Origin of the sequence: Carboxylicivirga mesophila (assembly GCF_018271975.1) — a bacterium.
In the GTDB taxonomy this organism is placed as follows: Bacteria; Bacteroidota; Bacteroidia; order Bacteroidales; family Marinilabiliaceae; genus Carboxylicivirga; species Carboxylicivirga mesophila.
The window spans coordinates 373,456-385,604 of the sequence record NZ_JAGUCN010000001.1 but is presented as its reverse complement, the minus strand read 5'-3'; the positions used below and the strand labels follow the sequence as shown (position 1 = coordinate 385,604).

The following is a 12,149-nucleotide window of genomic DNA, read 5'->3' as shown; positions in this document are numbered from 1 at the left end:
CTTTCTTTTTTATGAAAGTGCAAAAATAAGCAGTTGTTCGTAATTGTGAGAAAAAAACAGGTAATCAGGTATAAAAAATCCTTTTATCGCACTTTGTTGGCAATTAATCCCTGAAGGTGCAATTCCAGGTTATGAACCATCTTATCAACAGAAAATTGATTAGTGACATGCTCCCGGGCTTTGCGGCCTTTATCTCCAAGGTTCTTATCCGCCAACAGCTTACAAATAGCCTCGCTGAGCTCACTGACATTGCCCGAAGACACGATATAGCCATGCTCTTCATCCTTCATCAGTTCTGAAACACCATTTACATCGGTACTGACAGACGGTACGCCATTAGCCAACGCTTCCATCAGTGCATTGGGCATCCCTTCGTATAATGATGGTAGCACAAAGATATCAGCCACCTTAAGTAAGGCATGCACGTTGGCCTGGAATCCTATCAGATGTACATTCTGTTCAAGACCAGCCTGCACAATCTGCTTTTTTAAACTGGCCTCTAACTTGCCTTTACCGGCAATGATAAAATGAACGTTATTATCCTGTTTGACAATCGGCTGAGCTGCCTCAATTAAAAACTGAAATCCTTTTTGTTGTGCCAGCCTGCCAGTTGATACAACAATGCGGGTCTGCCCATTTATAACAGGCAGAATAGAACTCAAGTCAAATGCATCATTCTTCTCTTCCAGACATGGAATACCATTATGAATTACTTTCACATAGTCTTCACCCCACCATCCATAACTATCATACTCCTTTTTAATTGAGTAGGTATTAGTTATAATACCATCGCACAGCGGCAGGAAACTCCATTTATACTTATTGGATTTATGAAGCAACTGAACACCTTGCCGGCTTATAACCAAAGGACCACCGGTTAGTTTTGCCATGAGGCCTGCCACACGCACATCTTTGTTCTGGCAACCGATAATCAAATCGATTTCTTCTTTATCAGCCACATTACGTAACTGTATACCACCCCTTAAGCTGATATCGGAATAGATATCAATATTAACAACTGGTAGTCCGGCCGATTTTGACCGATATTCAAGAATAGAATGCTTGCGACAGCCAACAATTACATGGTGCCCTTTCTTCATTAATTCCTTGGCAGCAAGAACCATCCATTTCTCACCACCACCCCACTTTTTCTTCCCTATCGAATTAATAAATAAAAGCCGCATCAATAATTTAAAGGTTAAAGGTAAATTGCGGGCCAAAGCCCGATAAGTTTACATAATTCGTCCCGAAGATAGTCTTTTAATTGTAAAAGGTAAATTTAAGACAACTTATTTATTTGTTATCTTTGCTACTCAATAAGCGTTTAAGTATTTCGGGTTCATCAATTACCTTGCCATAAAAAACAAGAAAACAATACGGTAAGGTCTGAACCATTAAAAACAAATTCGAATCGACCGTGAGAAAAGTAGCCATTATACCATTACGCTCAGGATCAAAGGGAATCAAAAACAAGAATAGAAAAAAAATCCTTGGGAGACCACTTTTTACCTGGACATTAGCAGCAGCAATAGAAAGTAAGCTTGATCATGTTTATGTATTCACAGATGACCAGAAGGTTATTGATTTTATCAATAAGGATTATGGCTGGACCGAGAAGGTATCTGTTGTTGAAAGAAGCACAGAAAGTGCATCTGATACTGCCTCAACCGAGATGGCAATGCTGGAATTGGCAGAGAAAATCAACTATGATTTTACGCACTACTTTTTACTACAGGCTACCTCACCACTTACTACCGCTGCTGATATAGACAAAGCAATTGAGGTGTTAGAGCAAGGGGCTGATTCAGTTATTTCGGTTGTGAAAACACACCGCTTTATATGGAAAAGTAACGGTGAGAGTATTAATTACGATTATTTGAACCGCCCACGCCGTCAGGATTTCGATGGACTACTTATTGAAAATGGTTCAATATACGGATGCTCTAAGGCAGTCTTCACCAAAACGAAGAATCGATTAGGTGGCAAAATACAAGTAATGGAAATGCCAGAAGATACCCTGACAGAGATTGATGAGCCAACAGATCTTATATTAATTGAACAATTACTACGCAAAAGGCTGTTAACTTATAAGAAACCCGTAAAAGCGATCAAATACCTTGTTTTAGATGTTGATGGTGTTTTTACTGATGCCACCGCCGCTTATGATAAAAATGGAGAGCTCTCAAAACAGTTTAGCCTGTTTGATGGGATGGGACTCGAAATATTGAGAGAGCATCATGTGGAACCAATTATTATGACCTCTGAAAACAGCGAATTGGTAAAACGTCGAATGGAGAAACTGCAAATCAACAAGTGCTTTTTAGGAGTAAAAGATAAATTTGCATTCCTCAACAACCTGATAAAGGAATTAAACGTTAATAGAAACGAACTGGCATACCTGGGTGATGATATTAATGATCTGGCCAATATATTATCTGTTGGATGGGGTGCTTGCCCATTAAATGCAGCTTCTCCTGTGAGAAATGCTGCCGACATCAAACTGACAACCTATGGCGGGAAAGGTGCCATTAGAGAATTTGTAGAATTTATTATAGGCTTTAATAGCAGAATATAACATTAAACACTATGAAAGAAGCAAGAGTTATTGCAGAGATAGGCTGCAATCATAAGGGAGATATGGAAATTGCCAAAGAGTTAATCCAAATGGCAAAGGTTTTCTGCAAGGCCGATATTGTGAAGTTTCAAAAACGTAGCAATAAAGAACTTCTAACGCAAGAGCAGTATGATGCTCCGCACCCTAATCCAATGCATTCGTATGGTGAAACATATGGCGAGCATCGCGAGTTTCTGGAATTCTCAGTTGAACAGCACAAAGAACTTCAGGACTATTGCAATGAAATAGGGATAGAGTATTCCACCTCAGTTTGGGACCTTACCTCTGCCAAAGAGGTTGCCTCTTTAAAACCACAGCTGATTAAAATACCATCGGCCTGTAACAATAATTTTGAGATGCTGGAATGGTTGGCGAAAAACTACCAGGGAGAAATTCATGTTTCGACAGGCATGACAACCAAAGATGAAATTGAGGATTTAATTCAGTTCTTCATTAAACACGATAGAAACAAGGATTTGGTGGTGTATAACTGTACCTCTGGCTATCCGGTGCCTTTTGAGGATATATGCTTATTAGAAATTCGCACTTTAATTGATAAGTATGCTAACAAAGTAAAAGAAATTGGCTTCTCTGGCCACCACTTAGGTATTGCTGTTGACATCGCTGCCTACACTCTTGGTGCCACTTATATTGAACGTCATTATACTCTCGACAGAACCTGGAAAGGAACGGATCACTCCGCCTCGCTTGAGCCAGATGGCCTAAGACGTTTATGTCGCGACTTAAAAGCAGTAAACAAAGCTCTTACTTACAAAAACAAGGATATTCTAGATATTGAACAGGTTCAGCGTGACAAACTGAAATACCGGAAATAAGCCAGGTATAACATGGTAAACATCTTCTTCATTCACCGCTTCCCTTTTACAAAAGATGCTTTTATTAGGGATGAGTTTGAGTATTTTACATCAAAAGGATATAATGTTCGCTACCTGGACGTATCACATCTGCTAAAAAAGAAAAAACTGGAGGCTAATACTCCTGATTATATTCAGGAGTATGTTATTCATTTTGATACAAAGAAAGCTTTCGCCAATTTTCTGATAGCTAATGCTGCTAATTCATTAATTGTTTCTGATGTGGGCCTATTGCTCAATAGTGCCTGGATGTATCTGGCTGTTTTTAAGGCAGGTGTTCCACATGTTGCTTTTGAAAATTCAGTAATGCCCAAGGTCAGAACTAAAACAACGGTTAAAGAAGGTAAGCTGAAAGTAATCAAACATCTAAAAAGATTTAATTATACAAAGATTTATAATAAACCAATCGAACTGGTAGATTACCTTAGGGCTAAAAAGCATTTGCAACCGGCTATTATGGCAATAACTTCGCGTAAAAAACTGAATGCTGAAAAGAAGGTATTATGCAGCAAAGAAACCAATATCCGTTATTCAATGTCACTTGACTACAAAATAGCCAGACAGGTTAACGAAAGCCGAATAATTGAAGAGGACTACGCTGTTTTTGTTGATCAGTATTTTAATCACCATCCTGATTTTAAAACCAACCACATCGTTCATTATTTTACGGCCGAACAGTATTATCCAGAGTTAAATAAATTTTTACATGCATTTTCCAGAGCTACAGGACTGAAGGTAGTTATCGCATCACACCCCAGGCGTAATAGTGAGCAGGAAAAGGATTTCGACAGCGATTTCGAGTTGTTTTATAATCAGACAGCCCCGCTAATCAAGGATGCAAAAGTATCGTTAATACATTTTTCCACAGCCATCAATTTTGCAGTACTGTTTAATAAGCCTTTTATCTTGCTAACTTCCGATTTATTTAAACGAAGTAGTATCGAAAGTAATATTGAGATGTTTGCCAGTTATTTTGAAAAAAAACCTTTAAATCTGTCAAACTATAATCAGGAACTAATTGTTACGGATATAGACGCCTCAATAAATAAAGTTAAATACGAAGAGTTTATACGCGATTACATAAAGCACCCGAAAGCAAAGGATGAAACATTTCGCCAACAAATAGAATGCGCTTTGCAATTGGCTGGCTTCACATGATGAAAAATATTGAGGAATAGATGAGTGGGATGGGAAATATATACTTTATAGACCGATTTCCTTTCAATAGGGAATTTTACAACCGAAACGAATTCAAGAGGCTAAAAACCCTTGGCTATAACGTCAAATTTCTTGAATTATCACGCTTTCTCAAACGAAAAATATTACCAAATGATATCGCTGAAGATATACGCGATTATGCCATAAGGTTTAAAAGTAGAAAAGAACTTGATTATTTTTTCAAAGAACGGAAAGCTAATACACTGATTGTTACAACGGTGCCTTTTGTGAGCAGCAGTGCCTGGATGTACTATTATATTTTTAAGAACAACATCCCTTATGTCCTTGAAGAGCACGCTTCCATTCCTTCGTTTCATAATGAAACAAGCCTGAGTAAGAAGAAAAAGAATTTACTACATCAATTTAAAACCATCAATCGTAAGAAGATTAGCAGTAAACCGTTTGAGACTTTTTACTTTTTAAAAGCTATGGTTCTTCTGAAACCAGCCCATTGTCATATTTCATCTAAAGTTAATACAAAAACCATTTTCAAACGACTGAGTAAAGAGAATACAAAGAGATATTATGCAGCATCACCTGATTATAAGGTAGCAAAAAATCTAAAGGCCGTTGAAGATATTAACAGTAATTATGCAGTTTTTATAGACCAATATTTCTATCATCACCCTGATTTTAAAACCAAACGCATAATACACTCTTTCACTGCAGATGAATATTATAATGAGATAAACCAATTCTTAAAGCAATTTGAAGAAGCAACAGGGCTTAATGTAATTATTGCAGCTCATCCGCGAAGGCAATTTGAACACGCAGAAGATTTTAATTTGGATTTTAACGTCTATTATAATAAAACAGCCTCACTTATTAAAAATGCAAAAATTGTACTTCTTCATTTCTCAACGGCAATAAGCTATGCAGCAATATTCAACAAACCTGTTCTACTAATTGACTCTGATCTTTTTGAAAATAGTAATATCAGAAAATACATTGATAACTTCAAAGTGCTGTTTGGTTCAAACATTTTGAATATTAGCCATCTAAATAATACAACCTGGATGAATGACGAACTATTTCAAATTAATCTCATAAAGTATAAAGAGTTTATTAAGAACTATTTGAAACATCCCAAATCCAGCAATCTCTCTTCAAGCGATATTATCTTGAAACACTTTAAGGAAATAATAGATCACAAATAACAACAGTTAATGTGCTATGATGGAAATGACTAGGTATTCATTAATTGTTTCTTATTTTTGTGTTACTTTTTGTGCATAATCGAAGTAACTTAAACACTTCGAAAACAACTTGTAACTCAAATGAAGTATTGAAATCAGCCATGAGTAATAATTCTCGCTAAGAGAAATAATTCAAATGGCAGACTTCATATGGTAATTGAAAAAAAATTAGAAACACATGAAAATTGTCATATTGGCAGCCGGCATTGGCTCACGTTTAGGTAATCCGTTTCCAAAACCTCTGACACCTCTTAATAGTGGTAAAACCATTATGCAAAATCAGGTGGATAACCTTTCAGAGTGGTTTAATTCAGAAGATATCAATCTGATTGTTGGGTTTAAAAAGGAATTGATTATGGAAGAATTCCCTAATCTAACATTCATTTACAATCCGGTATTTGATCAAACCAACACTTCGAAGAGCCTGTTAAGAGGATTAAAAAAATGCCGGGGCAATGGCGTATTATGGCTCAATGGTGATATTGTTTTTGAAAGCAATGTACTTGCAAAACTGAAACCATTTATTGACAAGGACCAATCCTTTGTGGCTGTTAATAACAGTGCCGTTGCCGAAGAAGAGGTAAAATACACGGTCAACGAGAAAGGTTTCATCAATGAGATTTCTAAAACCGTTAAAAATGCTCTGGGCGAAGCCGTTGGCATTAATTATATTTCCTCAAAAGATCTGGATACATTAACAAACTACCTTGAAGCTTGCACCGACAATGATTACTTTGAACGCGGCATTGAGATGGCTATCGAAGACAATCTGTTAGATATTCTCCCGGTAAATATCTCTGAATATATGTGTATGGAGGTTGACTTTGAAGAAGACCTGAATGCTGTCAATAAGTTAATTGACAAGCAATAAATACATCCATATGAGAGCTGTTCTTTTTTGCATTAATCCATATGCTTTTGGCATTCTGTTACCCCTGTACGAGGAACTTAAAAAGCAAAATCATGATGTTATCTGGTATATACCTGATAATTTAAGAGACAAAAGCCCTGATAATATTCTACAGTCGGCCAACTGTAATACAATGGCTGAACTAATGAGTTATAATGCCGATGTGAATTTTGTACCAGGCAATGTGATTCCACACTATCTGCCCGGTGTTAAAGTGCAGATATTTCATGGTTTTGCAGGTGAAAAAAAAGGACACTTTCATATTCGTCATTATTTTGATTTGTACCTAACGCAAGGTCCTTACTTCACGGAGCGCTTTCAGCAATTAGCTGCTAAGTATAAGAACTTTGAAGTGGCCGAAACAGGCTGGTGCAAACTGGATATTCTCTATAAGGATGCTGATACCGAAAAACCGGCCGATAATAAAAAACACATACTTTACGCCCCCACCTTCTCACCCCGCCTTACCTCAGGGGAGAAATACATGGGTGAAATTGAGAAGCTGTGTGCCAATAAAGATCTGATGGTGCACATCAAGTTTCATGACTTGATGAACAAAGAGATAGTTGAAAAATACCATCAGATGGCTCATTCAATTGACAATATGGTCATCAGCACTGAAGCCAACATCTTACCACTGATGAAGCAATGCGACCTGATGATTAGTGATACCTCATCGGTGGTGTACGAATTCCTGCTGCTGGATAAGCCTGTTATTACACTTGAAACAACCTCAAAACACATCCGCTGGGATGATATTAACCAGTCGAGCGACTTACGTTCTGTGGTTGAAAATAACCTGGCCCACGATCCGTATAAGGCCGAAAGAAAATGGTTTATCGACAACTACCATCCTTATGCCGATGGACAATCAGCCGCCAGAATGATTGAAGCAGCTAAACACTACATCGCTGTGCATGGAGTGCCACAAGTACGTAAGCTGTCATTTTTGCGACGCCGAAAGATGAATAGACTATTTGGTAAAAAACCGCAGCTATGATGCAATATTGATAAGTTTACGATGACGTGCCCGTTGTTTCAACCACTCATACAAGTCAATATTCATCAGTACGAGCAAGAAACCATAGACGCTATCTTCAACGGGGATGGTACCCATGCGCAGGCCCAGGTTCTCAGCGTTGTTGTACCACACTATAGGCTCATCAATAAAGGAGCCTGTAAGTATGCCATTGCTCAAAAAGAAGAAAGGCAGAATAATAAAGTAGGACAGATAGACATAGGACAAATCGCGCTGTTTATAAAAGGCTATCAACAAATAGACGCCAGCCAATGCAGCCGTTAACGAGGTATACCAACGGCCATAAAACCCAATTGCTGTTAATAAAAAAACCATAGACAGTGTAAGGGTAATAGCTGACTGAAAAGACCTGAGTGGGTTTGTATTAACCAGGTACTGCATGGCATAATAGGTGAAAACACAAGCATAAGGAATAGCAATAAAGAACAGCACTTCCTCAAGGGGCAGGTTGAACAGATATATACCGGTTAAGTAATCGGGATTAAATCCCCAGATGCCCATACGGGTGAAATAGTAGTCCCACACCAAAAATAACAAGGCCACTAGCAGGTTAGCCGGCATAAAGTAACGCCACTCTTTAACAAAAGCATGGCGGGGATAAAAACTGGCCACCAGCGGGATAAAAATGCAGGCGATATTGATAATTAAGTAGGTAAAGATTTTCATGTTTGTTTCAATGCTTGAAATATGCACTATTGCCCTTATAATAAGAGATAATAGCAAACTTATAACTCATACAACAACACCTCTCCTCAATCCTCTCCTGCCAGGAGAGGAAGCCCTGACTTAGCAAGAATACGATTATATATTGGATTCAATTGTCTTTATTAGTGGGTCACCTTCTCCTAAAGGAGAAGGCCGGGATGAGGTGTATTGTGGGGTTTTTTAAATAATATCGTTTATCTATAGAAAAATAATGAATATAGTATATAACAGAGATTGGTCTTACGCTTAGTTCACACATTACCCATCACCTTCGGCACTTACTCAAGAGCAAGATACACCTCCTGCCAAGCATTGTCTTTCCCTTTTCCATCAGCCATTATTCAACAAGCAAGGTATTTTCTTTGGCTTCTTTGATATAATGCCAGGGCACCAATAACATGCCAAAACACTTGCCGCCGGTATGATGGCTGCCGTGTGCCCTTCGCAAACCTTTAAAATAGGCATGCTCTACACCGTTCAACCAATTAAAGCGCTGATGAATAAATACATCGTGCACCAGAAAGTAAGCCATACCGTACAGCATGATACCTAAGCCGATAAAAAACAGGTAGTTTAATGTGGGATGAAAGCCGAAATAGAACAACAAAATGCTTGGTGTAGCAAAAATAAAGAAGAAGCTGTCATTCTTCTGAAATACCTGCCCCTTTCGAGGGTGATGATGGTCTTCGTGTAGCACCCACAAGAAACCGTGCATGATGTACTTATGTGTAAACCAGGTTACACCTTCCATAAACAGAAATGTTGCCAAAGCAATTAGAATGTATAACAGTATCATAAGGTATAGTTTTGACGTATTTTAGTAATATTCGCTTTCATCAGCTGTTTATAGGTATCTGGCAACTCAGCCTCACCAATGTGCTCATTAACAAAGCTAATATCACTTTCCATGTTTTCGTTATAGCCTAAAAAAGCCGGCACTTCACTCTGAATTAGCAATCTAACATAGTAGCCTTCGATATTATTCGGATGACTGATAATATAGGCTTCCAACTGTTCTTTCCCTTCATTGAAATACTTCAGCTTCTTAAACGGATTCGTTGCATACTTGGCTCGTTGCATGGATGCAGCCACCTGGTATGGCACTAACAATGTATCGTCAATTCCTTCCACCAGCTTCAGAAAATCCTTTAAATCTTGTTCACTGCCGATACTATGGAAACCAATTCGTACATCATTTACCCCATTTGCCAGCGACAGCAATGAAATCAAACAAAATCCTATAACAACCAGCCATCGCATTAAATAGCATTTAACTTGTAACGCAGGTATGACTCCACTAAAATCTCCAGCTTCAAAAAATTATTGATGCGGATACGTTCCTGACGAATGCGCTTACTATCGGCTGCCTTTAGCTCCTGCAATAATCGCTTATAGTATCGGTAGGCCAGATAAACCCCCAATCGTCCTTCAAGAGGCAACTGAATAACACCTTTGTATGCCTCACTAAAATCAGCTTCAATATCTTTTATAATCTCCTGCTTAGCTGTATCATCCAACTGCCCGTTTATGAGGTTTGGAAAATAGGAGCGGCCAAGTCCATTGGCATCATCCTTATAATCGCGCAAAAAGTTGACCTTTTGAAAAGCAGAACCCAACCTCATGGCATATGGGCGTAATTCTTTAAACCGGGCCTCATCACCTTTCACAAACACTTTGAGGCACATCAATCCAACCACATCGGCCGAACCATAAATGTAATCTTTGTATTCTTCAACAGTGGTATATTCGGTCTTGTATAAATCCATCTTCATACTCTCCAAAAAATCATGTACCAACTCATACAAACTGTATTGGTGCACAACCTCTTGAAAAGCATTGAGAATAGGATTCATACTAATCCTTCTTTTCAGAGCTTTTTCATAGTTCTCTTCGAACTCATACAACAGTTCCTCCTGGTTGAAACCATCAAACGTGTCTACTATTTCATCGGCATAGCGCACAAATCCATAGATAGCATAAATGGCTGGCCTGACTGAAGGCGCCAATAAAGTGATAGCTTTTGAAAATGAAGTGCTATATGCTCGCGTCACTAATCGGCTGCAATTGTAGCTCGAAGAATCGAATAATTGTTTCATAGGGCATGGAATTTCTGTATTAATTTACTCACAATCTTGCCCGAAATAAGCGAAGGTGGTACTCCGGGACCAGGGACCGTCAGCTGGCCGGTGAAAAATAAATTTTTGACCTTCCTGCTTCGTAGTTTAGGGCGCAAAACATGTGTTTGCAGCAAGGTATTGGCCAAACCATAGGCATTTCCTTTATACGAATTATACCTTGATATGAAATCACTTACACTAAACGACTCTTTAAACAAAACATGAGAACCGAGTTTTTGTTTAGTGTTTTGTTCCAGTCGCTGAATGATTATGTCGAAATAATGCTGACGTATGGATTCATTATCTTCCAGGCCAGGGGCCAGCGGAATCAGGAATATACCTGCTTCCTTTCCTGCAGGAGCCACTGTATCGTCGGACATGGAAGGAAAGCTGGCATAAAATAATGGCTCTTCCGGATATTTTGGTGCATCATAAATGGCAGCTGCATGATTGTCAAAATCTACATCAAAAAAGAGGGTATGATGCGCCAGGTTGTCTAGTTTCTTATCAAATCCCACATAAAATAATAAGGCTGATGGGGCAAACGTTTTTTTATTCCAGTAGTTGGGCGAGTATTGACGATATGGCTTTGGCAGCAGTTGCTCTGTATGTTCATAATCAGCACCGCTGAGTAATATATCGCAGTCAAAGGATTGGTGACCGGCCAGCACCTTTTTTACTACACCTTCTTGAATCACAACTTCTCCAACCGGCGTATTCAATTCAATTTTAACACCCAAACTAACAGCCAGGCGTTTCATAGCAGCAGCCACCTCATACATACCACCTTTAGGGTACCATGTTCCCAATGAAAAATCGGCGTAGTTCATAAAATTGTAAAAAGCCGGAGTAGTCGATGGTTTGGCGCCTAAGAACAATACCGGAAATTCCAGTATTTTTTGCAGTTTCGGATGTTTCACATAAGTGGCCACATCTTGCTTTATGGATTTGGTAAAAGTCCCCAATCGCTTAATTGTTTCAGGAGTAACAATTTCCCATATTTTTTCACCTGGCTGAAACACCAAATCCTTTACTGCAATATCATAGTTACTTTTGGCTTTATTGAGAAACTGGTTTAAACGAGCTCCGCTGCCAGGCTCAACAGCCTCAAATGCGGCACTAATCTCATCTCCATTAGCACTCAATGTAAAGAAATCATCATGACCAAAACAAACGGAATAGGACGGATCGAGACGTATCAAATCATAGGCTTGATCTATATTCTGACCAAAATCCTTAAAGAAGTTTTCAAAAACATCTGGCATCCAGTAAAACGTTGGGCCCATATCAAAAGTAAAACCATCACGTTTCAACTGGCTGGCCCTGCCTCCCACCGATTCGTTTTTCTCTAATATGGTTACGTCATAGCCTGCCTTCGCGAGGTAACAACTGGCCGAGAGGGATGAAAAACCGGCACCAAGTATTATGACTCTTTTATTTTGCTCCAAGGTGTGATAATTATATTGTTCAATTAT

The 12,149-nt window shown here is 38.7% G+C and carries 12 protein-coding genes; 6 read left to right on the top strand and 6 right to left on the bottom strand.

Translation table 11 applies throughout. The features are described 5' to 3' along the window. Nucleotides 1–83: 83 nt before the first annotated feature. Nucleotides 84–1,184: a glycosyltransferase family 4 protein gene (locus tag KEM09_RS01620; RefSeq protein ID WP_212224391.1), complete on the bottom strand. Its 1,101-nt coding sequence runs from the start codon at nucleotides 1,182–1,184 to the stop codon at nucleotides 84–86. Between the two features lie 233 nt (nucleotides 1,185–1,417). On the opposite strand from KEM09_RS01620, the gene KEM09_RS22060 reads away from it, so the two are divergent. The 6 genes from KEM09_RS22060 (at nucleotide 1,418) to KEM09_RS01590 (ending at nucleotide 7,813) form a co-directional block, all read left to right on the top strand. Then, a complete protein-coding gene (locus KEM09_RS22060; protein WP_212224376.1) occupies nucleotides 1,418–2,575 on the top strand; it encodes an acylneuraminate cytidylyltransferase in 1,158 nt (385 codons plus the stop codon). An 11-nt stretch (nucleotides 2,576–2,586) separates the two neighbouring features. Then, nucleotides 2,587–3,450 carry an N-acetylneuraminate synthase family protein gene (locus KEM09_RS01610; RefSeq protein ID WP_212224374.1) on the top strand — a complete coding sequence of 288 codons (864 nt, stop codon included), beginning with the start codon at nucleotides 2,587–2,589 and terminating at the stop codon, nucleotides 3,448–3,450. A 12-nt stretch (nucleotides 3,451–3,462) separates the two neighbouring features. Beyond that, entirely contained in the window at nucleotides 3,463–4,647 is a 1,185-nt protein-coding gene (locus tag KEM09_RS01605; protein WP_212224372.1) for a hypothetical protein, read from the top strand. Between the two features lie 29 nt (nucleotides 4,648–4,676). Beyond that, nucleotides 4,677–5,864: a hypothetical protein gene (locus KEM09_RS01600; protein WP_212224370.1), complete on the top strand. Its 1,188-nt coding sequence runs from the start codon at nucleotides 4,677–4,679 to the stop codon at nucleotides 5,862–5,864. Nucleotides 5,865–6,081: 217 nt separating this feature from the next. Further along, nucleotides 6,082–6,774, top strand: a complete 693-nt coding sequence (locus KEM09_RS01595) for a phosphocholine cytidylyltransferase family protein (RefSeq protein WP_212224368.1) — start codon at nucleotides 6,082–6,084, stop codon at nucleotides 6,772–6,774. Nucleotides 6,775–6,784: 10 nt separating this feature from the next. Further along, entirely contained in the window at nucleotides 6,785–7,813 is a 1,029-nt protein-coding gene (locus KEM09_RS01590; protein WP_212224366.1) for a CDP-glycerol glycerophosphotransferase family protein, read from the top strand. Here KEM09_RS01590 and KEM09_RS01585 read toward each other — a convergent pair. From KEM09_RS01585 to KEM09_RS01565, 5 genes are all read right to left on the bottom strand, one after another. Then, nucleotides 7,808–8,518 (bottom strand): lycopene cyclase domain-containing protein, encoded by a 711-nt coding sequence (locus tag KEM09_RS01585; protein WP_212224364.1) that lies wholly within the window; start codon nucleotides 8,516–8,518, stop codon nucleotides 7,808–7,810. The two genes, KEM09_RS01590 and KEM09_RS01585, sit on opposite strands and share 6 nt — an antisense overlap. 376 nt (nucleotides 8,519–8,894) lie before the next feature. After that, complete coding sequence (locus KEM09_RS01580) at nucleotides 8,895–9,353, bottom strand: sterol desaturase family protein (RefSeq protein ID WP_212224362.1); 459 nt, start codon at nucleotides 9,351–9,353, stop codon at nucleotides 8,895–8,897. Next, complete coding sequence (locus KEM09_RS01575; RefSeq protein WP_212224354.1) at nucleotides 9,350–9,817, bottom strand: hypothetical protein; 468 nt, start codon at nucleotides 9,815–9,817, stop codon at nucleotides 9,350–9,352. The genes KEM09_RS01580 and KEM09_RS01575 overlap by 4 nt, the downstream gene beginning before the upstream one ends. Continuing rightward, the gene (locus KEM09_RS01570; protein WP_212224353.1) at nucleotides 9,817–10,653 is read right to left on the bottom strand and encodes a phytoene/squalene synthase family protein; all 837 of its coding nucleotides are present in this window, start codon (nucleotides 10,651–10,653) and stop codon (nucleotides 9,817–9,819) included. Before KEM09_RS01570 ends, KEM09_RS01575 begins: the two co-directional genes overlap by 1 nt. Then, nucleotides 10,650–12,122 carry a phytoene desaturase family protein gene (locus tag KEM09_RS01565; RefSeq protein WP_212224345.1) on the bottom strand — a complete coding sequence of 491 codons (1,473 nt, stop codon included), beginning with the start codon at nucleotides 12,120–12,122 and terminating at the stop codon, nucleotides 10,650–10,652. The genes KEM09_RS01570 and KEM09_RS01565 overlap by 4 nt, the downstream gene beginning before the upstream one ends. Nucleotides 12,123–12,149: the final 27 nt, after the last annotated feature.

Bases quoted from the DNA above. Each gene is read 5' to 3' on its own strand.
- KEM09_RS01575 (WP_212224354.1), bottom strand. From the start codon at position 9,817: ATGCGATGGCTGGTTGTTATAGGATTTTGTTTGATTTCATTGCTGTCG.
- KEM09_RS01605 (WP_212224372.1), top strand. From the start codon at position 3,463: ATGGTAAACATCTTCTTCATTCACCGCTTCCCTTTTACAAAAGATGCT.
- KEM09_RS01590 (WP_212224366.1), top strand. From the start codon at position 6,785: ATGAGAGCTGTTCTTTTTTGCATTAATCCATATGCTTTTGGCATTCTG.
- KEM09_RS01595 (WP_212224368.1), top strand. From the start codon at position 6,082: ATGAAAATTGTCATATTGGCAGCCGGCATTGGCTCACGTTTAGGTAAT.
- KEM09_RS01600 (WP_212224370.1), top strand. From the start codon at position 4,677: ATGGGAAATATATACTTTATAGACCGATTTCCTTTCAATAGGGAATTT.
- KEM09_RS01570 (WP_212224353.1), bottom strand. From the start codon at position 10,653: ATGAAACAATTATTCGATTCTTCGAGCTACAATTGCAGCCGATTAGTG.
- KEM09_RS01580 (WP_212224362.1), bottom strand. From the start codon at position 9,353: ATGATACTGTTATACATTCTAATTGCTTTGGCAACATTTCTGTTTATG.
- KEM09_RS01620 (WP_212224391.1), bottom strand. From the start codon at position 1,184: ATGCGGCTTTTATTTATTAATTCGATAGGGAAGAAAAAGTGGGGTGGT.
- KEM09_RS01585 (WP_212224364.1), bottom strand. From the start codon at position 8,518: ATGAAAATCTTTACCTACTTAATTATCAATATCGCCTGCATTTTTATC.
- KEM09_RS01610 (WP_212224374.1), top strand. From the start codon at position 2,587: ATGAAAGAAGCAAGAGTTATTGCAGAGATAGGCTGCAATCATAAGGGA.